Origin of the sequence: Bacteroides sp. FSHCM14E1 (assembly GCF_019633785.1) — a bacterium.
In the GTDB taxonomy this organism is placed as follows: Bacteria; Bacteroidota; Bacteroidia; order Bacteroidales; family Bacteroidaceae; genus Bacteroides; species Bacteroides hominis.
The window spans coordinates 199,625-225,229 of sequence record NZ_JADKYL010000002.1 but is presented as its reverse complement, the minus strand read 5'-3'; the positions used below and the strand labels follow the sequence as shown (position 1 = coordinate 225,229).

Annotated in this window: 19 protein-coding genes; 18 read left to right on the top strand and 1 reads right to left on the bottom strand. The window is 44.6% G+C overall.

Annotation, left to right across the window (positions count from 1 at the left end; translation table 11 throughout):
* Positions 1-22: 22 nt before the first annotated feature.
* The 10 genes from ISX59_RS03980 (at position 23) to ISX59_RS03935 (ending at position 12,806) form a co-directional block, all read left to right on the top strand.
* Entirely contained in the window at positions 23-1,597 is a 1,575-nt protein-coding gene (locus ISX59_RS03980) for a peptide chain release factor 3 (protein WP_005809698.1), read from the top strand.
* A gap of 193 nt (positions 1,598-1,790) precedes the next feature.
* On the top strand, positions 1,791-3,023 hold the full coding sequence (locus ISX59_RS03975; RefSeq protein WP_005818905.1) for a Cof-type HAD-IIB family hydrolase: 1,233 nt from the start codon (positions 1,791-1,793) through the stop codon (positions 3,021-3,023).
* On the top strand, positions 3,020-4,129 hold the full coding sequence (locus tag ISX59_RS03970) for an isochorismate synthase (RefSeq protein ID WP_032540687.1): 1,110 nt from the start codon (positions 3,020-3,022) through the stop codon (positions 4,127-4,129). The genes ISX59_RS03975 and ISX59_RS03970 overlap by 4 nt, the downstream gene beginning before the upstream one ends.
* 16 nt (positions 4,130-4,145) lie before the next feature.
* Entirely contained in the window at positions 4,146-5,813 is a 1,668-nt protein-coding gene (gene menD / locus ISX59_RS03965; RefSeq protein ID WP_005776024.1) for a 2-succinyl-5-enolpyruvyl-6-hydroxy-3-cyclohexene-1-carboxylic-acid synthase, read from the top strand.
* A gap of 4 nt (positions 5,814-5,817) precedes the next feature.
* On the top strand, positions 5,818-6,822 hold the full coding sequence (locus ISX59_RS03960; protein WP_005809696.1) for a hypothetical protein: 1,005 nt from the start codon (positions 5,818-5,820) through the stop codon (positions 6,820-6,822).
* An 18-nt stretch (positions 6,823-6,840) separates the two neighbouring features.
* Complete coding sequence (gene menB / locus ISX59_RS03955; RefSeq protein ID WP_005776026.1) at positions 6,841-7,665, top strand: 1,4-dihydroxy-2-naphthoyl-CoA synthase; 825 nt, start codon at positions 6,841-6,843, stop codon at positions 7,663-7,665.
* Between the two features lie 47 nt (positions 7,666-7,712).
* Positions 7,713-8,732: an o-succinylbenzoate synthase gene (locus ISX59_RS03950; protein ID WP_220575685.1), complete on the top strand. Its 1,020-nt coding sequence runs from the start codon at positions 7,713-7,715 to the stop codon at positions 8,730-8,732.
* An 11-nt stretch (positions 8,733-8,743) separates the two neighbouring features.
* The gene (locus tag ISX59_RS03945; protein WP_005809694.1) at positions 8,744-9,838 is read left to right on the top strand and encodes an AMP-binding protein; all 1,095 of its coding nucleotides are present in this window, start codon (positions 8,744-8,746) and stop codon (positions 9,836-9,838) included.
* 70 nt (positions 9,839-9,908) lie between these two features.
* The gene (locus tag ISX59_RS03940; protein WP_005809693.1) at positions 9,909-10,766 is read left to right on the top strand and encodes an endonuclease/exonuclease/phosphatase family protein; all 858 of its coding nucleotides are present in this window, start codon (positions 9,909-9,911) and stop codon (positions 10,764-10,766) included.
* A 24-nt stretch (positions 10,767-10,790) separates the two neighbouring features.
* Positions 10,791-12,806: a glycoside hydrolase family 97 protein gene (locus ISX59_RS03935; RefSeq protein ID WP_005809692.1), complete on the top strand. Its 2,016-nt coding sequence runs from the start codon at positions 10,791-10,793 to the stop codon at positions 12,804-12,806.
* Here ISX59_RS03935 and ISX59_RS03930 read toward each other — a convergent pair.
* Positions 12,783-13,382, bottom strand: a complete 600-nt coding sequence (locus tag ISX59_RS03930; RefSeq protein WP_005776032.1) for an RNA polymerase sigma-70 factor — start codon at positions 13,380-13,382, stop codon at positions 12,783-12,785. The genes ISX59_RS03935 and ISX59_RS03930 overlap by 24 nt on opposite strands.
* 165 nt (positions 13,383-13,547) lie before the next feature.
* On the opposite strand from ISX59_RS03930, the gene ISX59_RS03925 reads away from it, so the two are divergent.
* The 8 genes from ISX59_RS03925 to ISX59_RS03890 all read left to right on the top strand — a co-directional run bounded on the left by ISX59_RS03925 (position 13,548) and on the right by ISX59_RS03890 (position 25,565).
* Positions 13,548-14,558 carry a FecR family protein gene (locus tag ISX59_RS03925; protein ID WP_005809688.1) on the top strand — a complete coding sequence of 337 codons (1,011 nt, stop codon included), beginning with the start codon at positions 13,548-13,550 and terminating at the stop codon, positions 14,556-14,558.
* Positions 14,559-14,867: 309 nt separating this feature from the next.
* The gene (locus tag ISX59_RS03920) at positions 14,868-18,173 is read left to right on the top strand and encodes a SusC/RagA family TonB-linked outer membrane protein (protein ID WP_005809686.1); all 3,306 of its coding nucleotides are present in this window, start codon (positions 14,868-14,870) and stop codon (positions 18,171-18,173) included.
* A gap of 12 nt (positions 18,174-18,185) precedes the next feature.
* Positions 18,186-19,730: a SusD/RagB family nutrient-binding outer membrane lipoprotein gene (locus tag ISX59_RS03915; protein ID WP_220575684.1), complete on the top strand. Its 1,545-nt coding sequence runs from the start codon at positions 18,186-18,188 to the stop codon at positions 19,728-19,730.
* A 26-nt stretch (positions 19,731-19,756) separates the two neighbouring features.
* Positions 19,757-20,809 carry a glycoside hydrolase family 18 gene (locus ISX59_RS03910; RefSeq protein ID WP_005818929.1) on the top strand — a complete coding sequence of 351 codons (1,053 nt, stop codon included), beginning with the start codon at positions 19,757-19,759 and terminating at the stop codon, positions 20,807-20,809.
* A 17-nt stretch (positions 20,810-20,826) separates the two neighbouring features.
* Entirely contained in the window at positions 20,827-21,963 is a 1,137-nt protein-coding gene (locus tag ISX59_RS03905; RefSeq protein ID WP_032540729.1) for a DUF1735 and LamG domain-containing protein, read from the top strand.
* 22 nt (positions 21,964-21,985) lie between these two features.
* On the top strand, positions 21,986-22,999 hold the full coding sequence (locus ISX59_RS03900) for a BT_3987 domain-containing protein (protein ID WP_032540679.1): 1,014 nt from the start codon (positions 21,986-21,988) through the stop codon (positions 22,997-22,999).
* 245 nt (positions 23,000-23,244) lie between these two features.
* Positions 23,245-24,513, top strand: coding sequence for an MFS transporter (locus tag ISX59_RS03895; protein ID WP_032540677.1), 1,269 nt, complete (start codon positions 23,245-23,247; stop codon positions 24,511-24,513).
* 53 nt (positions 24,514-24,566) lie between these two features.
* Complete coding sequence (locus ISX59_RS03890) at positions 24,567-25,565, top strand: glycoside hydrolase family 130 protein (RefSeq protein WP_005776041.1); 999 nt, start codon at positions 24,567-24,569, stop codon at positions 25,563-25,565.
* The last annotated feature ends 40 nt before the right edge of the window (positions 25,566-25,605 follow it).

The following is a 25,605-nucleotide window of genomic DNA, read 5'->3' as shown; positions in this document are numbered from 1 at the left end:
CTTCATCCTCAATTCTTGAAATATGGCAGATAATACAGAAATATTAAGAAGGCGCACTTTCGCCATTATTGCACACCCGGATGCCGGTAAGACCTCACTGACTGAGAAATTGTTGTTGTTTGGCGGACAGATACAGGTGGCAGGAGCAGTAAAAAGTAACAAGATTAAAAAGACGGCGACTTCCGACTGGATGGAGATCGAAAAACAACGTGGTATCTCAGTCACTACTTCGGTGATGGAATTCGATTACCGGGACTATAAGATTAATATTCTGGACACTCCGGGACACCAGGATTTTGCCGAGGACACATACCGTACCCTGACGGCAGTGGATAGCGTTATCATTGTGGTAGATGGCGCGAAGGGTGTGGAAACCCAGACTCGTAAGTTGATGGAGGTTTGCCGGATGCGGAATACACCGGTGATTATCTTTGTCAACAAGATGGACCGTGAAGGGAAAGATCCGTTTGACCTGCTGGATGAACTGGAAGAAGAACTGATGATTCAGGTGCGCCCATTGTCGTGGCCTATCGAACAGGGTGCCCGTTTCAAAGGAGTTTATAATATTTACGAACAGAAACTCGATCTTTATCAACCCTCTAAACAGGTGGTAACGGAAAAAGTGGAAGTGGATATTCATTCCGAGGAATTGAACAAGCAGATTGGTGATACGCTGGCTGATAAATTACGTGGTGATCTGGAGCTGATTGAAGGTGTGTATCCTGAATTTGATGTAGAAACTTATTTGCAGGGAGAGTGTGCTCCTGTATTTTTCGGTTCGGCTTTGAATAACTTTGGTGTGCAGGAATTGCTCAATTGCTTTGTTGAGATTGCTCCCGCTCCCCGTCCGGTACATGCTGAAGAACGTGAGGTGATTCCCGAAGAACCTAAATTTACCGGTTTTATTTTCAAGATAACAGCTAACATCGACCCTAACCATCGTTCATGTGTGGCATTCTGCAAGATTTGTTCTGGCAAATTTGTAAGAAATGCGCCTTATTTGCATGTGCGCCATGGCAAGACGATGCGTTTCTCTTCGCCCACCCAATTTATGGCACAGCGTAAGACAACTATCGATGAGGCTTGGGCGGGAGATATTATCGGTTTACCGGATAACGGAACGTTTAAAATTGGCGATACGCTTACCGAAGGCGAACAGCTTCATTTCCGTGGTTTACCGAGTTTTTCACCGGAGATGTTCAAGTATATTGAGAATGCCGATCCGATGAAGCAGAAACAGCTTGCCAAGGGCATCGACCAGTTGATGGACGAAGGTGTGGCCCAGTTGTTTGTCAACCAGTTCAATGGCCGCAAGATTATCGGTACAGTGGGGCAATTGCAGTTTGAGGTCATTCAGTATCGTTTGTTGAACGAATACAATGCTTCTTGTCGCTGGGAGCCATTAAGTCTGTACAAAGCATGCTGGATTGAAAGTGATGATCTGGAAGAACTGGAAGCATTCAAAAAGCGTAAATATCAGTATATGGCCAAAGACCGCGAAGGGCGTGATGTCTTTCTGGCCGATTCGAATTATGTGCTTCAGATGGCACAGATGGATTTCAAAAATATTAGGTTCCACTTTACGAGCGAGTTCTGATTCGCTTTACGAAATAAATTGGATTAAGACGGTGGGCGGGTTGCAGAACAGTGCAATTTGTCCACCGTTTGTTCTCTTTCTGACAATATAAAAACACCTTGTTAACGCATTCTTATGGTATAATTTTCCCTAAATAAGGGGCGATGTTGCCTTAAAAATTTTACCTTTGTAATCTAAACAAAAACTCGAAGTCATGAAGTATAAATTGTTAGTCCTTGATGTAGACGGGACATTGCTTAATGATGAAAAGGAGATTACTCCACGTACCCTCGCTACCTTATTGAAAGTGCAGCAGATGGGTGTACATCTTGTTTTAGCATCGGGCAGGCCTACCTATGGGATTTTGCCATTGGCTAAAAAACTGGAATTGGGTAACTATGGCGGATATATCGTGTCTTATAACGGTGCGCAGGTTATTAATGCAAAAAATGGAGAAGTATTGCTTGAGCGGCGTATTAATCCGGAAATGTTGCCCTATTTGGAGAAAAAGGCACGTAAAAACGGATTTTCTATCTTTACATACACCGAAGATCGGATGATTGCCGATTATGCTAATAATGAACATATTCTTTGGGAAGCACGTCTCAATGGGATGGAGCTGATTGAGGAACCCGAATTTTCGGCAGCTGTAGATTTTGCTCCTTCCAAATGTATGTTGGTCAGTGATGATGAAGAAGCATTGGTAGCTTTGGAAGAACATTGGAAGAAACGTTTGAACGGTGCACTCGATGTATTCCGTTCGGAACCTTATTTTCTTGAAGTGTTGCCTTGCGGTATCGATAAGTCTACCTCTTTGGGAGCACTGTTGTCCCACCTTGATATTACACCCGAAGAAACGATTGTGATAGGCGACGGTGTCTGCGATGTTTCGATGATACAGTTTGCCGGATTGGGTATTGCCATGGGGAATGCCCAGGATTCTGTGAAAGTTTGTGCCGATGTGGTGACTGCATCGAACGAAGAAGACGGAGTTGCCCTTGCCGTAGAAAAGGCGATTCTTGCAGAGATCCGTCCTGCCGAGATTCCACTTGATCAGTTAAACGAGCGTGCCCGTCACGCATTGATGGGGAATCTGGGTATTCAATATACTTATGCGTCCGAGGACCGGGTTGAGGCTACCATGCCGGTGGACGAACGAACCCGACAGCCTTTTGGCATTCTGCATGGAGGGGCTACTCTGGCATTGGCCGAAACTGTAGCCGGATTGGGGTCGATGATTCTTTGCCAGCCTGACGAGATTGTCGTTGGTATGCAAGTCAGCGGTAATCACATGTCATCTGCCCACGAAGGAGACACAGTGCGGGCTATCGGCACCATCATCCATAAAGGTCGTTCATCTCATGTCTGGAATGTGGACGTATTTACGTCGACCGACAAGTTGGTGTCTTCTATTCGGGTGGTGAATAGTATATTAAAGAAGAGATGACGTCAGAAGAAACAAATAATTGTGAAATTATAGATGAGTTGATCCGGCAGGGAAGAAGTTTTGCGATGTATCGCAATCCGGGGGAAGAAGAACCTCACTTTCTGATGCAGACTTACGGAGAAGTACGTTTGGTTCGGGAAATGGAAGAACTAAACGGACAGACAGGTTTTGTTATCGCTCCTTTCCGGGTTACTCCGCAATGTCCTATCATACTGATTCAACCGGACTGTCAAGAAATTCCTTCCTGTGCAGGCAGCCCGCGCAGGAGTGTGCAGCCTGTCTGCACAGAGGTGTGCAGCCTGTCTGCACAAAACGAACGGCCTGTGAGAGCAAAGGAAGCTTATGCAGCCTGTTTTGATATTTTTATCCGGGCTTTACGGGCACATACTTTCGATAAGCTGGTGCTGTCCCGCAAAGTGACGGTGAAGAAAGAACCGGGGTTCTCTCCTGCAAGCGCTTTCTATAAAGCTTGCAGGCGTTATATTTACTCCTATGTCTATCTTTGCTATACTCCGCAAACGGGAGTGTGGATGGGCAGTACACCGGAAATCATTTTATCGGGTGAGAAGGGAGAGTGGAATACTGTGGCATTGGCCGGAACCCAGTCTTTACAAAATGGTGAACTTCCTCAGCATTGGGATGAGAAGAACCGGGAGGAACAGGAATATGTAGCCGCATATATCCGTAATCAACTCCGATCGTTAGGTATTTCTCCGGTGGAGAAGGGACCTTATCCGGCTTTTGCCGGAGCTTTATCGCATCTGAAAACCGATTTCCGTTTCTCACTGAACGATAGTCGTAAATTGGGGGATTTGTTGAAGCTATTGCATCCTACTCCGGCTGTGTGCGGATTACCCAAGGAGGAAGCCTATCGGTTTATTCTCGATAATGAAGGCTATGACCGCAGTTATTATTCCGGATTTATCGGCTGGCTCAAACCGGAGGGGAAGACAGACCTGTATGTCAACCTACGCTGTATGAATGTGAAAGAGGATACTCTGACACTTTATGCCGGAGGTGGGTTACTGGCATCTTCCGAATTGGATGATGAATTTCAAGAGACTGAAAAGAAGATGCAGACGATGAAGAACTTGAACTCTTTATAAATAACTTAATAGAGCGATGTATTCAGATAAGGAAAACATATTGCAGTTGGTAGCGTTGCTTCGGGCACACGGAGTGACGAAAGTGGTCTTATGCCCCGGAAGCCGGAATGCTCCGATTGTACACACACTTGCCGGACATCCTGATTTCACCTGTTATTCGGTAACAGACGAGCGGAGTGCCGGTTTTTTTGCTATCGGGCTTGCCTTACATGGCGGAAAACCTGCGGCAGTCTGTTGCACATCCGGTACGGCTCTGCTGAATTTGCATCCTGCCGTGGCGGAAGCCTATTATCAGAAAGTACCTTTAGTAGTTATTTCTGCCGATCGTCCCGCAGCCTGGATTAACCAGATGGATGGGCAGACTTTACCGCAACCGGGTGTCTTTCAGTCGTTGGTGAAGATGTCTGCGAACTTGCCTGAGATACATACCGACGAAGACAAATGGTATTGTAACCGTTTGCTGAACGAAGCATTACTTGAACTGAATCACCATGGCAAAGGACCTGTGCATATTAATGTACCGGTTTCGGAGCCTTTGTTCCAGTTTACGGCAGATGTTCTTCCCGAAGAGCGTGTTATAACACGTTATCAGGGACTGAATGTTTATGATCGCGATTACGACGGTCTGATTGATCGGCTTAATAAATACAACCGGCGCATGATAATTGTCGGACAGATGAATCTGATTTACCTGTTTGAGAAGAAATATTCAAAGATGCTGTATAAGCAGTTTGCTTGGTTTACCGAACATTTGGGTAACCAGACTGTTCCCGGTATTCCGATCCGGAATTTTGATGCTGCTTTATATGCCATGTCTCCGGAAATGCAGGAAAAGATGATGCCCGAACTGGTAATCACTTATGGAGGACATATCGTCTCCAAGCGGATGAAAAAATTCCTTCGTCAACATCCGCCCAAGGAGCATTGGCATGTGTCGACGGATGGTGAAGTGATTGATCTGTTCCAAGGTTCACTCACGACGGTCATTGAAATGGACCCGTTTGAGTTCCTTGAGAAAATAGCTTTCTTGCTGGACAACCGTACACCAGAGTATCCTCGGCAATGGGAAAATTTTTGCAAAGAACTTCCCCAACCAGAGTTGCCCTATTCGGAGATGTCTGCCATAGGAGCGTTGATAAAGGCTTTGCCTGCTTCATGTGCTTTACACCTGGCCAATAGTTCGGTTGTACGCTATGCTCAACTATACCCTTTACCCGATACAATAGAGGTTTGCTGTAACCGTGGAACAAGTGGTATCGAAGGTTCCTTATCGACAGCAGTCGGTTATGCCGCTGCCTCCGGAAAGTTGAATTTTGTGGTCATTGGGGACCTGAGTTTTTTCTATGACATGAATGCGTTGTGGAATAATCATTTCGGAAGTAATCTCCGCATACTTCTCTTAAATAATGGGGGAGGAGAAATCTTTCATACTCTGCCCGGCTTGGAAATGTCCGGCACTTCGCATCGTTTTGTGACTGCCGTACACAAGACGTCTGCTAAAGGGTGGGCTGAAGAACGTGGCTTCCTTTACCAGGAAGTGCAGGATGAAAATCAGCTGGACGAAGCAATGAAGGTTTTCACCCAAGCCGAGTTATTGACTCAGCCTGTGTTAATGGAAGTTTTCACAAACAAGAATAAAGATGCACGTATTTTGAAAGACTATTATCATCAACTAAAAAAATAAGATTATGATTAAGCAAGGGGTGATGTTGATTGGTGGCTTATTGCTGTTTGTTATAAGCCCACTTGTGGAGAAGGTTGGGGCCATGTCTCCCGGGAATACCGTATTACAGGAGGTGACGGCTCATGTAGATACAATCGATTTTAGGTTGGCCTCTGCCGAAGAAGCTAAACGCCTGATAGTGGTTGAGGATCATTATACGCGTAACTGGACTCCGTTTGATATTGCAGCCCGTCTTGAGAATCCCGAAGGAAAAAGAGAAGATCTTGTCAGTCTGGCTATTGGTGAAGTTCGTGAATGGACTCCCCGGGAGGCGCAACAGATTGAACGGATCAGAAAAAGCCTGAATGACACGATTCGTAAGTATGGTTACCGGATTCCTTTCCCGAAAGAAATAGTATTGGTAAAAACAGCAATGAAAGATGAAGGAGGAGCCGGAGGGTATACTCGCAGTAACTGGATAGCACTGACTGACGTTACTTTTCAGCGGGGAAACGAGCAGTCGCATACTCGTCTGTTGGTGCATGAAATTTTTCATATCCTGACACGTTTCAATCCCGGATTCAAAAAGAAAATGTACGAGGCTATTGAATTTAATATTCTGCCAAAAGAGATTGAATTGCCCGAAGATATTCGGGAATACCGGATTTCCAATCCCGATGTCAGCCGTTGGGACAGCTATGCCACTTTTACAATCGATGGTAAACCTCAGAATTGTACCATGGTTATATATGCCAACAGGCCCTATACCGTTGGTAAGTTCTATCAGTATATCAATGTCGGTTTGATTCCTTTGGATAAAGCATTCAAACCAGTTCGGGAAAATGGCAAGACAGTTATTTATCCGTTGCAGAAAGCTGCCGACTTTTTTGATAAGGTTGGGCGGAATACCGGATACGTTATCGATCCGGAAGAGGTGATGGCAGATAATTTCGCTATCGCAATGTTGAACAACCCCAATGTAAAGACACCCGGACTCCAGAAGAAAGTACAGGAATTATTAAAGAAATAACCATTAAAATGAATAAAGATGGAAACGAAAAGAGAGTGGACTCCTATTAAAGAATATGAAGATATTCTATTTGATTACTATAATGGCATTGCTCGTATTACAATTAACCGCGAGCGTTATCGCAACGCTTTCACACCGACCACAACCGGTGAGATGAGTGATGCTTTGCGTATTTGTCGTGAAGAGCCTGACATTAATGTCGTGGTACTGACCGGTGCCGGTGACAAAGCTTTCTGCTCGGGAGGTGACCAGAATGTAAAAGGACGAGGCGGATACATCGGTAAAGACGGGGTGCCCCGTCTGAGTGTGTTGGACGTACAGAAACAAATCCGTTCGATACCTAAACCGGTTATTGCCGCTGTCAACGGATTTGCTATCGGTGGCGGACATGTACTGCACGTAGTATGTGATCTTTCCATTGCCTCCGAGAATGCAATCTTCGGCCAGACCGGACCGCGTGTAGGTAGCTTCGATGCAGGATTCGGCTCTTCTTATCTTGCCCGTGTGGTGGGACAAAAAAAAGCTCGTGAAATTTGGTTCCTTTGCCGCAAGTATAATGCTCAGGAAGCTTTGGATATGGGACTTGTCAACAAGGTAGTGCCTTTGGAAAAACTGGAAGACGAGTATGTCCAATGGGCCGAAGAGATGATGCAGCTCAGTCCATTGGCGCTCCGCATGATTAAAGCCGGCTTGAATGCCGAACTTGACGGGCAGGCAGGTATTCAAGAGTTAGCCGGTGACGCGACTCTGCTTTATTATCTTACCGATGAAGCACAGGAGGGCAAGAATGCATTCCTTGAAAAGCGCAAACCAGATTTTAAGCAATATCCTAAGTTCCCATAAGTAAAAAAGGCCTTCTTGATGGGAGGCCTTTGCTTTATAGTATTCCTATGTATACAATAAATATTATTCCCCGTATCCTCCATTTCAAGCAGCCAGCAGGAACTTCCCGCGGTACCTATACTACCCGGAAGGTTTGGTATATCTATCTTTCTACGACAGAGTATCCGGAACGTGTCGGAGTGGGAGAGTGTGCTCCGTTGCCTAAACTGAGTTGTGACGACCTGCCGGATTATGAACAAATACTCTGCAATGCTTGCCGGTGTTTGGAGCAGACAGGCAAATTGGATACGGAAGCTTTGCGTGATTATCCTTCGATTCTGTTTGGACTTGAAACAGCTCTTCGTCATTATGAAACTCAGAGTTGGGCATTATGGGATACTCCTTTTTCCCGGGGAGAAACCGGTATACCCATCAACGGACTTATCTGGATGGGCGATTTTGATAGGATGTTGCAACAGATCGAAGTAAAGATGCAGTCAGGATACCGTTGCATCAAACTGAAAATAGGTGCGATAAACTTCGAAGAAGAATTGGCACTGCTGAAGCATATCCGTGCTCATTATTCGGCGAGGGAAATAGAGTTGAGAGTGGATGCCAATGGTGCTTTTTCACCCATTGACGCTATGGAAAAACTGAATAGGTTGGCTGAATTGGAACTACACTCCATCGAACAGCCCATCCGTGCCGGGCAGTGGGAGGAAATGGCCCGCCTGACGGCAGACACTCCGCTTCCCATTGCATTGGACGAAGAACTGATTGGCTGTAATACTCCCGAAGGAAAACAAGATCTGTTGACGTCTGTCCGTCCTCAATACATTATATTGAAACCATCTTTACATGGTGGAATCAGTGGTGGTAATGAATGGATTGCAGAAGCGGAAAAGCAGCATATCGGTTGGTGGATTACTTCTGCACTGGAATCGAATATCGGACTGAATGCTATTGCACAATGGTGTGCTACTTTCCGTAGTCCGCTGCCTCAGGGATTGGGAACCGGACTGTTGTTTACAGACAATATCGAAATGCCCCTTGAGATTCGAAAAGATTGTTTATGGTTTTGTAAATAAAAGAAATACTTATGATATTTAATCGGGAAGAACAACAGCTGATGCTGGAAGGCAATTTGCTTTCCCGGGAAGATGTAAAAAGACTTGTTGCCAATTGTACAGACGCAACGCCGGTATTTCTGTGTGAACTCTACCGTTTTCTGGACGATTGGTTCAACGATTCTCCTTATCTTACTGTAAAGACGTCCGGTTCTACCGGAACACCCAAACAAATGAAGGTCCTTAAAGACCGGATGATGCAGAGTGCCCGGTTGACTTGTGAGTATCTGGGGCTTCGGCGGGGGGATAGTGCGCTATTGTGTATGCCTTTGCAATACATTGCCGGAAAGATGGTTGTGGTGCGGGCTTTGGTTGCCGGGCTGAATCTGGTTGTCCGCACTCCTTCCGGTCATCCGATGGCGGATTTGGATCAGCCGTTACGTTTCTCGGCAATGGTTCCGCTGCAGGTTTACAATACTTTGCAGATAGCCGCGGAAAGAGAAAGGCTCTGCCGGACCGATATTCTTATAATTGGCGGTGGTGCGATAGATGCCGGTCTGGAAGCTGAGATACGCCAATTACCGGGTAAGGTGTATTCTACGTACGGCATGACGGAAACCCTGTCGCATATTGCTTTAAGACGGCTGAACGGACCGGATGCGAGTACTCTTTATTATCCTTTTCCTTCGGTACGACTTTCTTTGTCACCCGAGCATACATTGATTATTGATGCTCCGCTGGTTTGCGATACGATTTTAGTGACAAATGATGTGGCGGAAATAAATTCGGACGGTAGCTTTTCTATCCTGGGCAGAAAAGACAATACCATCAACACCGGAGGTATCAAAGTGCAGGCGGAGCAGGTGGAAGATATACTGCGTCCTTGGATACATGTTCCCTTTGCCATCACTTCCGTTTCCGATGCCGCATTAGGGGAGGCCATTGTTCTTTTGATAGAAAATGGAGGGTATACGGAACGGTTGGAGGAGAAGATGAAAGAGCTTCTTACCAAGTACCAGTTGCCTAAAATGGTTTTTTCAGTGGGCACTATACCCTTGACGGAAACAGGGAAAATAAATCGTGCCGGTTGCCGGCAATTAGCTGCTACTTATCAGGTGGGGCGTTAAGTGTTTTTTCTTTTTCAGTTGTATCATATACGGAATGGCTTTAAATTTAATAACCAACACATATAAACTAATGAATAAGATTTGCTTTTTTATCGGAGCTTTTATTACCCTGCTTCTGGCGGGTTGCAGTTCCAGTCCGATTTCACATGTCCGTTTGGCTACCTTCAACATCCGTTACGATAATCCGGGCGATAGCTTGAATTCCTGGAAATACCGTAAAGACCGGGTTTGTGAGTTTATCCGTGAAAAACAACCGGATGTACTGGGTATGCAGGAGGTGTTACATCATCAGTTAGAAGACTTGTTGGCCGGACTGCCCGATTATGCCTATGTAGGCGTGGGACGTGAGGATGGAAAAACTCAAGGTGAATATGCTCCGGTTTTCTATCGGAAAGATAAATATGACTTACTGGACAGCAATACATTCTGGTTGTCCGAACATCCGGATAGTGTCGGTAAACTTGGTTGGGATGCTGCCTGTACCCGTGTTGCCACCTGGGCTAAACTGAAGGAGAAATCCACCGGAAAAGAATTCCTGATGGTAAATACTCATTTTGATCACGTAGGGACAGAAGCCCGGAGGAACAGTGCATTGCTTATTATTGATAAGATAAAAGAGATAGCCGGTACACACCCCTCTATGATGACCGGAGACTTTAATGTTTCTGAGGAATGGGAAGCTTATAAAACAATTACATCCAATGAGTTCGTATTGAAAGATGCGTGGAAGATAGCTGCGAAACAGACAGGAGAAAGCTATACTTTCCATGATTTTGGAAGGGTACCGGTGGCTGAGCGGGAGAAGATTGATTTTATTTTCGTAACTCCGCAAATAAAGGTGGCGGATGCGGAAATTATTTCTTCCGCGATTACAGACTCTACCTATTTGTCTGATCACAACGCACATTTGGCCGACCTGGAATTCTAAACCACATAAACAGATTACATGACCATGAAACAAAACTTGCATTTGTTATTTGTCGCTTTTATACTGATGAGTTTTTATAGTTGTACTCCGAAGACTGAGTTATCCTCTCCGGACGGACACATCAAGGTGGCTTTTGCAACAGAACCTGACGGAAAGATGGTTTATCGGGTGGCGGTCAATGATACTCTTTTGTTGGACAACTCATCGCTTGGTTTCGAGGCGAAAGACGGGATCGACCTTAATCAAGGATTTCGTGTCGTGAAAACTACGTTTACAGATAAAGATGAAACCTGGACCCAACCGTGGGGAGAGAATAAAACGAACAGGAATCATTATAATGAAATGGCGGTTTTCTTGAAGAACGATGCCAATATAGAGTTAACTCTTCGTTTTCGTGCATTTGATGACGGTATAGCTTTTCGTTATGAATATGAAGTGCCCGGCGTTGACTCTTTGCTCGTCACCGACGAATTGACTGCTTTCCGCTTTCACGAAGATGGAATTTCCTGGTCAATTCCGGCCAGCTTCGAAACCTATGAATTGTTGTATTCGGAACAGAAGATCAGTGAAGTGAAGAATGCCAATACTCCTTTCACTTTCAAAACTCCCGGTGGGATATATGGCAGCATTCATGAAGCTGCTCTTTATGATTTTCCGGAGATGACACTAAAGCAGGATGGAGGCCATGCTCTAAAGTCGGAACTTGCTTCCTGGCCCGATGGTATCAAGGCTCGTAAAGGGAATAATTTCATGACATCATGGCGTACCATTCAGATTGCTCCGGCAGCTGTCGGCCTGATTAATTCATCCTTGATTCTGAATTTGAATGAACCTTGTAAACTGGAAACTACCGACTGGATTAAACCGATTAAATATGTTGGCGTTTGGTGGGGAATGCATCTGGGGGTAGAAACCTGGAAGATGGATGACCGTCACGGAGCCACAACCGCTAATGCGAAAAAGCATATCGATTTTGCTCATGACAATAATATCGAAGGAGTATTATTCGAGGGGTGGAACGAAGGCTGGGAGAGCTGGGGTGGTATGCAGAATTTTGATTTTACCAAACCGTACGCTGATTTTGATATTGATGAAATAGTCCGTTATGCACGTGAGAAAAATGTTCAGATCATCGGACATCATGAAACCGGAGGAAATATTCCCAACTACGAACGCCAGATGGAAAAAGCGATCAAGTGGTATACCGAAAAAGGTATTCATATACTGAAAACCGGTTATGCGGGTGCTTTTCCCGACGGACATTCGCATCACGGACAATACGGAGTCAATCATTACCAAAAGGTAGTTGAAACGGCTGCTCGTTACCATATGACTTTGGATGCGCACGAGCCTATCAAAGATACGGGAATACGCCGTACCTGGCCCAATATGATGACTCGTGAAGGTGCCCGTGGGATGGAGTGGAATGCCTGGAGTGAGGGAAATCCTCCTTCCCATCACGAGATGTTACCGTTTACCCGTTTACTGGGTGGCCCGATGGATTATACTCCGGGTATTTTCGACATATTGTTTACACAGACGAAAGATTCTCCTAAACGCCAGAAGTGGAATGACCAGGATAAAGGCAATAGCCGTGTCAATACGACACTGGCCAAACAGTTGGCAAATTGGGTTATCTTATATTCCCCGTTACAGATGGCTTCTGATATGATTGAGCATTATGAAGGACATCCCGCTTTCCAGTTCTTTCGTGATTTCGATCCGGACTGTGATGAATCAAAAGCATTGGCCGGTGAGCCGGGAGAATTTGTAGTGATAGTGCGCAAGGCTAAACAGAATTATTTCTTGGGAGCCTCTACGAATGAGGAACCACGGACTTTACCGGTCAGCCTTGATTTTCTGGAAAAGGGGAAGACTTATAAAGCAATAGTCTATGCTGATGGCGAGCAGGCTGACTGGAAAACCAATCCGACCGAATATCAGATTACGGAACAGGAGGTGACGGCAAGAGACACAATAAATATCCGCATGGCCGCCGGTGGTGGGCAAGCCATCTCATTTATGCCCTTGCAGAAATAGAAACAGCATGATAAGAGGGAGGTAGTCCTTCAATTCCGAACGCAATATTTTCAGGGCTTGCCCTATGCGATAATTGACAGTTTGCGGAGAGACGTTTAGTTTCTCCGCAATTTCTTTATGAGTCAGTTGTTGATTTCGGTTCATTTCATATGCCTGACGAAATTCTGCCGGTAGCTTTCTTAAAGCCTCTTCATACAACCTGAAAAGTTCGTTTTCCAGATAAAAGTCAGGTGAAGAAAATTCGCTTTCATATTTTTCGGCAATTTCCAGATGTACCTTACGCTTTATTTCGAAATGGGAGATTTTATTAAGTGCCTTGTTCTTGACAATAGTAAAAAGAAGAGTTTTTAAGGTTAGTTCCGGAATGAGGGTTTTTCTGTTTTCCCATAACCACATCATGGTGTCCTGCACGATTTCTTCCGATTCACTCAGTGTGACGTACTGAGAACAAAAGACGCATAGTCCGCGAAAGTAATGGCGGTAAACATTGTCAAATACTTCTTCGCACCCTTCTCTCAAGGCTGATATAACGGCATTATTATCATTTATGTTTAGGTTAGTCAGAGTCTGTGCCATTCTTTTTTTCATTGTTATTAGCGAACAAACGTAGCTAAATTTTCGGTACTGACAAAATGATTCTTCGAAGAAAAAAAGTTTGTGTTTTTATTTAGTAACTTTGCTTTCTGAAATGTATTATACATAACAACGTATGATATAGGTATAAAAGATTTGGTTAATACAATGGATGAAACAAAACTACTGAACTACTTGAAAGGAGAATCAGATGCTGAAGAGTGTCTGGAAGTAGAGACATGGTACCATGACTCTGCGGAACATAAAAAACAACTTGAACAACTATATTATATGCTTTTTGTCGGTGAGCGCAAAGCGGTGATGGATGCGGTGGACACCGAAAGTTCACTGAGCGCTTTGAAGGATCGGATGAAGCAGAAAGAGCCGGATAGAAAATCGGTGGGTAAAATGCGTGTTTCAAAATGGAAGCGTTATGCAGTACCTTTGGCTGCCTTTTTGTGCGGTTTACTGATTTCTACCGGAGCTTTGTATTGGATGTCTTCCGGCAAGTCTGACGGATATGTTTTTGCTACGGAAGCCGGTCAACGGGCACGTGCTGTTTTGCCGGATGGCACGAAGGTGTGGTTGAATGCTTCAACGCAGCTTGTTTATAAACCTTCTTTCTGGAAGCGGGAAAGATTGGTTGATTTGAATGGTGAGGCTTATTTTGAGGTCTCTCATAATAAGCATAAACCCTTTGTTGTTAATAGTAAAGATGTCAGGACTTGTGTGCTCGGTACAAAATTCAATGTCCGGGCACGCTCGTCCGAAGCAAAGGTTGTGACGACTTTATTGAAAGGATTGGTGCAAGTGCAGCTGCCGGGACAGTCCGAAGAAGAAGGGATCTTACTGAAACCGGGACAAACGTTGAGTGTGGATACCCGTACGATGCAGTTGATGCTTACCGAAGCTGATCGTCCGGGTGATGTGTTGCTTTGGATTAACGGAAAACTGAAATTCGAACAAGCTACACTCGTGGAGATTGTGCAATGTCTGGAAAAGCATTTTGATGTACATTTCATTATTTCTGATGCACAGTTGAAAAAAGAACGTTTCACCTGTACTTTTAGTACGGATGATGATATCAGACAAATTCTTTCTATACTTGCTCTTACCAAACGTTTTGATTATAAATGTGAGGATAATAACATAATATTGACTCCCAAGGCGGGTAGATAGCGATTTATTATTATAACCTAAATCAGTAAAAGGGACTGTTTCCAATGTGGAATGGTTCCTTTTTTTTATTTCTCAATCTGTATTCTTATTCTTTTTTTATTCTTTTTTTGAAAAAAGTCGCTTCTTGATTTAGTATGCTTATAGGTTGAAATGTATTATTAGCAGAAAAGTGAATATAGTTAACCCTAAAATCTGTAACGATGAACAAGGACCCTTAATTAAAAACCAACCTTAATATGAATTAGCAGTTTTCTTTTGCTAAACCTTTCAATTTTTACCTAAAACATTTTCTAATTAAAAAAGAACAAGATGAAGAAATCAGTGAAACACAAGTTTCAGTACTTGCTATTTTTTCTATTGTCGATGCCTGCTTTTATTTTTGCTTCAGCGCAAGATATCCGGGTAAATATCGACTTCACTAAAGCCCCTTTAGGTAATGTCCTGGATGAAATCGGACATCAAACCTCATTATCTATCGTGTATAACACCAGGGATGTTAACCCCAATCAACCCGTTTCCGTTAAAGCTACTAATGAAAATATTACGTCTGTGATGAATCGTTTGCTTCGGGGGACGGGGATTTCCTATTCTATTATGAACAAACACCTCATTCTTTCAGCTAATGATAAGGATAAAGCTATTCAGCAGGAGAAAATTACGGTTACGGGAAATGTCTCGGACGCTAAAGGCGAACCATTGATCGGAGTAAGTATACTGGTGAAAGGAACATCCAACGGGACAATCACCGATATGAACGGACACTTTTCAATATCGGCTGCCAAAGGAGATGTCATCGAGATATCCTATATCGGCTATGCTTCGCAGGTCATTACAGTGACAGACTCTAAGCCACTGAAAATTGTGATGCAAGAAGACACGGAAGTGCTTGACGAGGTTGTTGTGACGGCTTTAGGTATCAAGCGGGCACAAAAGGCATTGAGCTACAATGTGCAACAAGTGGGTGGCGATGCCATCAATACAGTGAAAGATGCCAATTTCATTAACTCTTTGCAGGGCAAAGTTGCCGGAGTAACGATTAACAATTCCGCCGGTGGTGTCGGTTCGGCCTCCAGGGTAGTGATGCGAGGTACTAAGTCTATAACAAAGGATAACAATGCCCTTTATGTAATCGACGGTATTCCAATGTTCAATGTCAGTTTTGGCAAGAGCGAAGGTTCCTTTGCTACCCAGAGTGGTTCGGACGGTGTGGCCGACCTTAATCCGGATGATATTGAAAGTATTAATATGCTGACCGGTCCTTCCGCAGCTGCTTTATACGGCAATGCGGCTGCCAATGGAGTTGTATTGATTAACACGAAAAAGGGATCTGCCGAGAAGACAACTCTGACAGTCAGCAATAATACCATGTTCTCTGATGCGTATATTATGCCGGAGATGCAAAACCGGTATGGAAATAATCCGGGAGAATTTGCAAGCTGGGGCAATAAAACCAGACAGAGTTATGATCCTGCCCGTTTCTTTAATACCGGAGTGAATGTAATTAATGCCATCTCTTTCTCGACCGGAACAAAGAAAAACCAGACTTATGCATCGGCTTCAACAACGAATGCAACCGGTATCCTGCCTAATAACAGTTATAGCCGTTACAACTTCTCAATCCGGAATACGGCTACTTTCCTGAAAGATAAACTGACTCTGGACATCGGTGCCAGTTACATCATCCAGAATGATAAAAATATAACGGCACAGGGACAATATTTCAATCCGTTGCCGGCATTATATCTGTTTCCTCGTAATGATAATTTTGAGGAGATCCGTATGTTCGAACGTTATAGCGAGAGCCGTGGGGTGAATGCGCAGTTCTGGCCTTACGGGCATCAGGGGCTGAGTTTGCAAAACCCGTACTGGATTATGAAACGCATGAACCGTAAAACAGAAAAGAAACGTTACATGATCAATGCAAGCCTGACTTATAAACTTACGGATTGGCTGAACGTTGCGGGCCGTGTTAAAGTAGATAATTCGGATATTCGTTTGACTCAGGAGCGTTATGCATCTACCCTGACTACTTTTGCGGGAGCCAATGGTTTCTACTCGGACCAGAACCGTACAGACCGTAATACATATGCTGATATTATGGTAAATATCGATAAGAGGATAGGGGATTTCTCGCTGAATGCCAATATCGGTGCATCTATTAAAGATTTGGTTTACGAACAAATGGGTAATGAAGGCGATCTGGCCGGTATACCCAATTTCTTTACAGTGAGAAATATTAATTATGAAAGTAATTATAAGCCCAAACAGTTCGGATATCATGACCAGTCCCAGGGGGTATTTGCGAATATAGAATTAGGTTGGCGCAGCATGGCATATCTGACCTTGACTGGACGGAACGACTGGGAGTCGCAGCTTGCCTTTACTAAACACTCCTCTTTCTTCTATCCTTCCATCGGCGGATCTGTCGTTCTGTCGGAGATGTTCCGGTTGCCCGAGTTCATCTCTTATGCGAAACTGCGTGGTTCATACAGTTCGGTGGCTTCGTCTTTCGAACGTTATTTATCGAATCCGGGCTTTGAGTTCAATGAACAGTCCCATCAGTGGGGCTCTTCAACAACTTTGCCTGCCACTAATCTGAAGCCGGAAGACACACGTTCGTGGGAGGTGGGTTTAAATGCCAGATTATGGAACCACTTCAGTATAGATGCCACTTACTATCATTCGAATACGTATAACCAAACCTTTAACATCACCCTGGCGTCGTCGAGCGGTTATTCTTCGGCTATTGTACAGACAGGTAATATCCAGAATTATGGTTTGGAACTGGCATTGGGATATAATAATACATGGAGGGATTTCAGCTGGAACAGCAGCCTGACTTATACCATGAATCGTAATAAGGTGAAACGTCTGGCCAGTGGCGCGACGAATCCGATAACCGGTGAAATCATCGATATGCCGGAGTTGCGTATGGCTGTGTTGGGAGCCGACGGTTATGGTCCCAGAGTCATCCTGAGAGAAGGTGGAACGATGGGGGATCTGTATGTAGATAAAGGGCTTCGTACAGATGGTAACGGAAATATCTGGGTAGATCCCCAGACAGGTAAAGTCGGAGTGCAGGACTATGCCGAACCTAAAAAAATAGGTACGATGAATCCTGATTTCAATATGGGATTCAGCAATACCTTCTCTTATAAAGGCGTCAGCCTGGGCGTGGTTCTGACCGCGCGTGTCGGTGGATTATGCGTGTCGAACACTCAGGGTATACTCGATTATTACGGTGTGTCCAAAGCTACAGCCGATGCACGTGATGCCGGCGGAGTGTGGATCAATAACGGATTCGTAGATGCCAAGTCTTATTTTCAAACCATCGGAGGCTCTACCGGAGGATTGGGACAATACTACACTTATAGTGCGACGAACGTACGCCTTTCCGAGTTGAACCTGAGTTATACATTACCTCGTAAGTGGTTTAACAATAAAGTGGGCATAACGGCAGGTATCGTAGGAAAGAATCTTTGGATGATTTATTGTAAAGCACCGTTCGATCCGGAAATGACCCCTTCTACTACCAGCAATTTCTATCAGGGGGTAGATTACTTTATGCAGCCGAGCACACGTAATATTGGCTTCAATGTTAAGTTTCAATTTTAAAACAAGTCGATTATGAAAAATAAAATATTAAATATGGCTTTGGCCGCAACTATCACGCCACTCTTGTGTTGCTGTACCAGTAATTTTGAGGAATACAACACTAATCCGTACGAACCCCATTCACTTAATCCGCCCATGCTGTTTGCAACAATGATTACTACCGGAATCAATGTACAGCAGAATGACAATCAGATGATTGACCAGATGGTAGCGGGACCTTTTAGCGGCTATCTGACAATGGCTAACTCATGGGGTGGTTCTAACTTCAATACATTCAACCAGACGGAATCCTGGAATCAGATTCCTTTCAATACGCCTTTTGAGAAATTCTATTCCAACTACTTTAAATTGGAAACGGCAACCGGCGGAAAAGGTCACTATTGGGCAATGGCGAAGCTGCTTCGCGTAAATACAATGTTGCGTGTGACCGATTGTTACGGCCCCATTCCCTACAGTCAAGTGGCCAATGGCAAAACGGCTGTTGCATACGACAGTCAGGAAGATGTATATAAACACATGTTTGAAGATTTGGATTATGCAGTACAGATATTGGGCGAATTTGTAGACGAGGTCGGCGGATTGAAGCCGTTGGAGGGCTATGATCCGGTCTATAATGGAGATTATAATAAGTGGATGCGTTTTGCTAATTCGCTTAAATTGCGTCTGGCTGTCCGTATCAGTAATGTGGCGCCCGAACTTGCCCGTGCGAAAGCTGAGGAAGCGGTAAAAAGTGCCCGCGGACTGATAGATACGAATGATAATAATGCATATGTCGGTGTAGGTGCCGAACCCAATCCGCTGTGGCTGGTAGCCTCCAGTTGGGGCGAAATCCGTATCAATGCCACTATTGCCAGTTATATGAAAGGGTATTCCGATCCTCGTAGCGCAGTCTATTTCACGACATCCAAGTTGGGAGGCAATAGCCCGTATATGGGTATGCGTTCGGGATTGGAAGGAGTGAAGCCGGCCACTTATGCAGGATACTCTATGCCCAATTACGATCAGAAAGACGATATGTTGATGTTCTGTGCGGCTGAAACAGCCTTTTTGCGTGCTGAAGGTGCTCTGCGTGGTTGGGATATGGGAGGTAGTGCCCGTGACTTCTACGAACAAGGCGTTAAACTTTCATTCGACCAGCGGAAAGTGGGTGGAGCAGAAGAATATCTGGCAAATGCAGTGGCAGTGCCTGAACCTTTTGTCGACCCGATTAACCCGGTTAAATGCAATTATACACCGAAAACCAAGATAACGATTGCGTGGAATGAAGGTGCTCCTACGGAAGAAAAACTGGAGCGTATCATTACTCAGAAATGGATAGCCAATTTCCCTCTGGGCTTTGAAGGTTGGGCCGATTATCGGCGTACAGGTTATCCGGAAGTGTTTCCATCTGTCAGCAATCTGAGTAACGGAGTAATTGACACCAACCGGCAATTGCGGCGTTTGCCTTTCCCATTGTCCGAGAAGCAGGGAAATGCTGCCAATGTTTCGGTAGCCGTCTCAATGTTGGGGGGCCCGGATACTGGGGCTACCGACCTTTGGTGGGCTAAAAAGAATTGATGTTTAAGCTAAAAAGAGAAAAGAAAATGAAAAAGAGATATTTAAATATAGTGGTTTTTGCGTTGTTCGTCAGTATGCTTCTGGGTTGTAGTGACTGGACCAAACCCGAAGCAGAGGATTTTTTTGAAATGCCGGGAAATGACTACTACGAGAATCTGAGAGCTTATAAACGTTCGGAGCATTCGGTTGCGTTTGGCTGGTTTGGAGGCTGGACAGGTGTGGGAGCTTCGATGGTGGGGAGTCTGATGGGACTTCCCGATAGTGTGGACTTCGTTTCCATCTGGGGAAACTGGAAGAATCTGGATGAAGCCCGGATGCTGGATAAGAAAAAAGTGAAAGAACTGAAAGGTACGCGTGCATTGATGTGCTTTATCGTAGCTAATGTAGGCGATCAGTTGACCCCCGAAGAGTATAAAGAGAATTATAAAGAATATTGGGGTTGGAAAGATGGCGATCAGGAAGCTATCGACGGCGCGATCAGAAAATATGCAAATGCCATTTGTGACTCCATCGATAAGTATGGATATGATGGTTTCGATATCGATTATGAACCTAATTATGGATCTCCCGGAAATCTGGCCAGCTATCCCGAAAATATGCTCACTTTCGTAAAGGCGTTAGGAGAGAGAATAGGACCCAAATCGGGCACGGGGCGACTGCTTGTGATCGATGGTGAGCCACAAAGCATTCATCCGGAAACCGGACCTTATTTTGATTACTTCATCGTGCAGGCATACTCCAACCTTGCGGGTAACTCCGATACTAATCTTGACAGGCGGCTGGCCGGTACAATTGCCAATTTTAAAGAGGTACTCACTCCCGAGAAAGTGGCTAATATGTACATCGTCACAGAAAATTTCGAATCCTATGCTCCGACAGGAGGAGGCGATTATGTAGATCGTTACGGAAATAAAATGCGGGCACTTGCCGGAATGGCACGCTGGACTCCGGTCATTGATGGTAAACAAGTTCGAAAGGGCGGAGTAGGGACGTATCATATGGAATATGATTATCCGGGCGACGTTGAATACAAATATTTGCGTGAGGCAATCAGAATTATGAATCCCGCTGTAAAATGACTTAAATGAATTTGATTATGAAAAGAATAACAATAAAATCTTATTTGCTTGCTTGTGTTGTTCTGCCGATGATTCTGGCTGGATGCGAAGATGCCGATTACCGTGTGATTGACAATGCTATTTATCTGAATGAAGCATCCGAGAATGGTTCGGCAAAGGTTACGGTTGATCCTGAAAATGTTACCACAACTACTTTGACCGTACGCATGGGGCAGCCTGTTGCCGGAGATGTAACTGCTGTTTTGACGATTGACCCCTCTATTCTTAAAGAGTACAATGAAGCCAATGAAACTTCGTACGAGGTTCTTCCTGAACAATATTTTTCTTATGATAAAGAGATAAAGATTCAGGCGGGTGATGTAAGTGCGGTACCATCAGAATTTAAGGTGAAACCTTATTCGAATGAAAACGGAGAACTCTATGCCATTCCGGTATCCCTCACCGAAATTCAAGGACCGGTGTCTACGATCGGGCTTTCGTCGAAGTTTATTATTTTACTGGACAAGCCGCTGATACAGTCCGTACCGTTTATGAATACGGCCAATGCTGTAAAACCGTCCAAAGAAGGTTTGTGGGGAGTGACAACCAACGAATGGTCGCTTGAAGCCTGGGTACAAATGGATGGCTTTGACATTAATAATCAGGCTATCTTCAATTCGGGGAGCAAAGACCATGAGGTATATATCCGTTTTGGTGACGCTATGATTCCTTATAATTCATTGCAGGTGAAAACGCTGGGAAGTCAGGTTAATACGGTGACTTTGTTTGAGAAAGACAAATGGTATCATCTGGCGTTCGTCTATAATTCTTCCGGATTGTTATCGATTTATATTAACGGGGTGCTTGATGTGACTTTACAAACGAAAGGAGGCCCGGTACGGTTCGACACGATGAACATGGTTTCAAGCGGCAGCTACTTCCGGAACAATTGCCAGATGGCTCAGGTACGTCTTTGGAAGACAGCGATCAGCCAGACACAAATTCAGTCTAACATGTATTTTGCCGTGAAACCCGCTGATCCGAATCTGATAGGCTACTGGAAAATGGACGAGGGCAAAGGAAATGCTTTTGCCGATTGTACCGGACACGGATACGACCTCACGGCAGGAGGGACTCTTGTATGGAAAGAGCATGTTCGTTTTGATAAACAATAACTATGTAAAAGAAGAATAAGATATGAATAGACATTTGAATTTTGTGACCTTAATCTGTTTGATAACAGGGTTTGTATCATTGGCTTCGTGTAGTAACGATGATGATGAAATGAACAAATATCAAAAAATATATATCAGAACGGGAGTAGCACCGGGGGCTGAAATGAGTGCTGTAGTAGTGGTAGATCGCGTAAGTAATTCATCTACCGCTGACCGTTCTGATTTTGAAATACAACTGTGTGCCGTACAACCGGTTTCACGGGAGGTCATCGCTACTTTAGGTATCGATACCCTGAAAGTAAATGCTTATAATTCGGCTAAAAAGACGAAATGTGAGTTATTGCCCGGAGATAATTATGACATTGAGAAAAAAGAGTCCACTCTGAAAACCGGACAGACTGTGGCCGAGTCTTCTTTCCGTGTGGTTTTGAAGAACATAGAGAAATTGAGTAACCCTGACGGATACGTACTCCCGGTGATGCTTAAAGAAGTTACCGGTATGGACGGACAGGCTGTAAGTACATCTATGAATACGGTCTATATCCGGATTTATGCCAGCATACTCTATACCGGCTATACGAAGCCTGCAGACTGGGCGGCAGTGGACCGCAGTGCATGGGATGTAAGTTGCAGTAATGCATACGCAAACGATGATGCCAGATATGGTGCACATCTGGCTATCGATGGTGAAGCAAATACATCTTGGTTTTCGTGGGGAGTAGCCAATGCTGAAGAGTGCTGGTGGAATACAGTATTGCCCTGGCCTGTTACTTTGGCAGGATTTTCGGTTACTAAACAGAGTGCTTACGGATCGTCATACAATCTGAAAAGTGCGGAGATCAAAGTCAGGAAAGACGGAGCGACAGAATGGGTGACTTATCAGAGGACTTTGACTTTCAGGAGCTTTAAAGGAAACGAGCCGCAGTATGCAGTCATCGAACCACCTATCGGGGATGTTAAAGAGTTCAGGATTAATTGTCTGAGCCCGGATAGCTATACCGGATTTGCGGAAATAAATTTATTTGTGAAGCAATAGAGGTGTTTAGATTGTAGATAAGGGGGAGAAGCATCGGGGCCATGGGGTTTCGGTGCTTCTTTTGTGTACTTCATCCCGACAGAGCAAAAAAAAGAACCGGTAAGGATTAGTGATTTTGTGAAGTCAGTTGTATTATTATATAGTGAATGCAACTTCTTGTCGTAATTTTGGGCTATGTTTTTAATATCCCCTATCTTTGCTTACTGGAATTGTTAACCGATGGAATTATTATAAAAAACTAACTGATGAATAAAAAGCCGATAAGCCCTGTATGTTGGGTGCCTACTGTTTACTTTGCGATGGGATTGCCGTTTGTGGCCCTTTCGATGGTTTCTGTCCTTATGTTTTCCGATATGGAGGTGTCGAATGCACAGATTGCTTTCTGGACTTCTCTCATTATGCTTCCCTGGACATTGAAGCCTTTATGGAGTCCGTTTCTGGAGATGTTTAAGACGAAGAAGTACTTTGTTGTCGCTACAGAAATCATTACCGGACTGGCATTTGCGTTGGTGGCACTTTCGCTGCCGTTGCCCGATTTTTTTCGTTATGCCATCGCTCTGATGGGGATCATTGCTCTCAGTGGTGCGACTCATGACATTGCGGGTGACGGAGTATACCTGACGGAGCTGACTGCTACCCAGCAAGCCAAGTATATCGGTTGGCAGGGAGCTTTTTATAATCTGGCCAAGATACTTGCCAACGGAGGCTTGGTTTGGCTGGCAGGTATGCTGAAGGATGAATTTGGAGTGGTACATGCCTGGATGATTGTGATGTTGATGTGTGCGGGTATTATGATTTTGATCGGGCTTTACCACATTCGGATTCTGCCTTCGGGAGGAGGTGCTTCCGGTGAAGTAAATACGGTGAGAGATACATTGAACGTGCTTTGGGAAGTTATTCGTTCTTTTTTCCAAAAAAAACATATTGCTTTCTACATTGTCTTTATCATTTTGTACCGATTTGCCGAAGGATACGCCCTGAAGATTGTACCGTTGTTCCTGAAAGCACCGGTTGCAGATGGCGGATTGGGGCTTAGTACTCAGGACATCGGATTGGTATACGGTACGTTCGGAGCAGGAGCATTTATCCTCGGTTCGCTCTTGGCGGGTTATTACATTTCGGCTTACGGACTTCGGAAGACCTTGTTTTCTTTGTGTTGCGCTTTTAATATTCCGTTTTTGGTATACTTACTGTTGGCACTTTACCAACCCTCTAACCTGTTGATTATCGGTACGACCATTGTATTTGAATATTTGGGGTACGGATTTGGTTTCGTCGGATTAATGCTCTTTATGATGCAGCAAGTAGCCCCCGGCAAACACCAGATGGCACATTATGCTTTTGCCACCGGTATCATGAATTTAGGAGTAATGCTTCCGGGGATGATGAGTGGATATCTGAGCGACTGGCTGGGTTATCGTGATTTCTTTGTCTGGGTGCTGATCGCTACCATACCGGCTTTTGTCGTCACTTGGCTGGTGCCTTTTACGTATCCGGACGGAAAGAAGAAATAAAAGAGAATTTCAATATAAACGATATATATACATAATATTAATTTAATCGAATCATGGAAGAATTTAAAATTGCAGGTGCTGCTTTGCCGGCCATGCCTTGGGAAGAACGTCCGGCAGGATGCAAAGATGTAGTGTGGCGTTGTTCGGCAAATCCGATTATTCCGCGCGACTTGCTCCCTACTTCAAACAGTATATTCAACAGTGCCGTAGTCCCGTTTAAGGATGGCTATGCAGGAGTGTTCCGTTGTGATGATACCAACCGTCGCATGCGTCTGCATGTGGGGTTCAGTAAAGATGCCGTTCGTTGGGACATCAATGAAGAGCCGTTGAAGTTTCAATGTGATGATGCGGAGATCGGGAACTGGGTTTATGGATATGATCCCAGGGTTTGCTTCATTGAGGACCGCTATTATGTGACTTGGTGCAACGGTTATCATGGTCCTACTATTGGTGTTGCTTATACCTATGACTTTGTAACGTTCCATCAGCTGGAAAACGCCTTTATTCCTTTTAACCGGAATGGAGTTTTGTTTCCTCGTAAGATAAACGGCCGTTTTGCCATGTTGAGTCGTCCGAGCGACAATGGACATACTCCTTTCGGAGATATTTTTTATAGTGAATCTCCCGATATGGAATTTTGGGGACGCCATCGTCATGTAATGTCTCCGGCTCCGTTTGAAGACAGTGCCTGGCAGTGCACCAAGATCGGTGCAGGACCTATTCCGATTGAAACATCAGAAGGCTGGTTGCTGATCTATCACGGTGTATTAGCTTCATGCAATGGTTTTGTGTATAGTTTCGGTTCCGCATTGCTTGACCTTGATGAACCCTGGAAAGTGAAATTCCGTTCGGGGCCTTACTTGATTTCACCCCAGAAAGAGTACGAATGCATGGGCGATGTGCCTAATGTCTGCTTCCCGTGCGCAGCGCTTCATGATTCGGAGACCGGACGAATTGCTATCTATTACGGATGTGCAGATACGGTGACGGGACTTGCATTCGGATATATTCCGGAAATTATAGAATTTACAAAACGTACAAGTATCATCTGAATCGGATAAAAGAGAAAGGGTGTAGCTATCCCGCCGGGAT

Coding starts and splice junctions, on each gene's coding strand:
- ISX59_RS03975 (WP_005818905.1), top strand. CDS start 1,791: ATGAAGTATAAATTGTTAGTCCTTGATGTAGACGGGACATTGCTTAAT.
- ISX59_RS03915 (WP_220575684.1), top strand. CDS start 18,186: ATGAAAAATAAAATATTAAATATGGCTTTGGCCGCAACTATCACGCCA.
- ISX59_RS03920 (WP_005809686.1), top strand. CDS start 14,868: ATGAAGAAATCAGTGAAACACAAGTTTCAGTACTTGCTATTTTTTCTA.
- ISX59_RS03905 (WP_032540729.1), top strand. CDS start 20,827: ATGAAAAGAATAACAATAAAATCTTATTTGCTTGCTTGTGTTGTTCTG.
- ISX59_RS03940 (WP_005809693.1), top strand. CDS start 9,909: ATGAATAAGATTTGCTTTTTTATCGGAGCTTTTATTACCCTGCTTCTG.
- ISX59_RS03925 (WP_005809688.1), top strand. CDS start 13,548: ATGGATGAAACAAAACTACTGAACTACTTGAAAGGAGAATCAGATGCT.
- ISX59_RS03945 (WP_005809694.1), top strand. CDS start 8,744: ATGATATTTAATCGGGAAGAACAACAGCTGATGCTGGAAGGCAATTTG.
- ISX59_RS03935 (WP_005809692.1), top strand. CDS start 10,791: ATGAAACAAAACTTGCATTTGTTATTTGTCGCTTTTATACTGATGAGT.
- ISX59_RS03950 (WP_220575685.1), top strand. CDS start 7,713: ATGTATACAATAAATATTATTCCCCGTATCCTCCATTTCAAGCAGCCA.
- ISX59_RS03970 (WP_032540687.1), top strand. CDS start 3,020: ATGACGTCAGAAGAAACAAATAATTGTGAAATTATAGATGAGTTGATC.
- ISX59_RS03890 (WP_005776041.1), top strand. CDS start 24,567: ATGGAAGAATTTAAAATTGCAGGTGCTGCTTTGCCGGCCATGCCTTGG.
- ISX59_RS03895 (WP_032540677.1), top strand. CDS start 23,245: ATGAATAAAAAGCCGATAAGCCCTGTATGTTGGGTGCCTACTGTTTAC.
- ISX59_RS03980 (WP_005809698.1), top strand. CDS start 23: ATGGCAGATAATACAGAAATATTAAGAAGGCGCACTTTCGCCATTATT.
- ISX59_RS03900 (WP_032540679.1), top strand. CDS start 21,986: ATGAATAGACATTTGAATTTTGTGACCTTAATCTGTTTGATAACAGGG.
- ISX59_RS03960 (WP_005809696.1), top strand. CDS start 5,818: ATGATTAAGCAAGGGGTGATGTTGATTGGTGGCTTATTGCTGTTTGTT.
- ISX59_RS03910 (WP_005818929.1), top strand. CDS start 19,757: ATGAAAAAGAGATATTTAAATATAGTGGTTTTTGCGTTGTTCGTCAGT.
- ISX59_RS03930 (WP_005776032.1), bottom strand. CDS start 13,382: ATGGCACAGACTCTGACTAACCTAAACATAAATGATAATAATGCCGTT.
- menD (WP_005776024.1), top strand. CDS start 4,146: ATGTATTCAGATAAGGAAAACATATTGCAGTTGGTAGCGTTGCTTCGG.
- menB (WP_005776026.1), top strand. CDS start 6,841: ATGGAAACGAAAAGAGAGTGGACTCCTATTAAAGAATATGAAGATATT.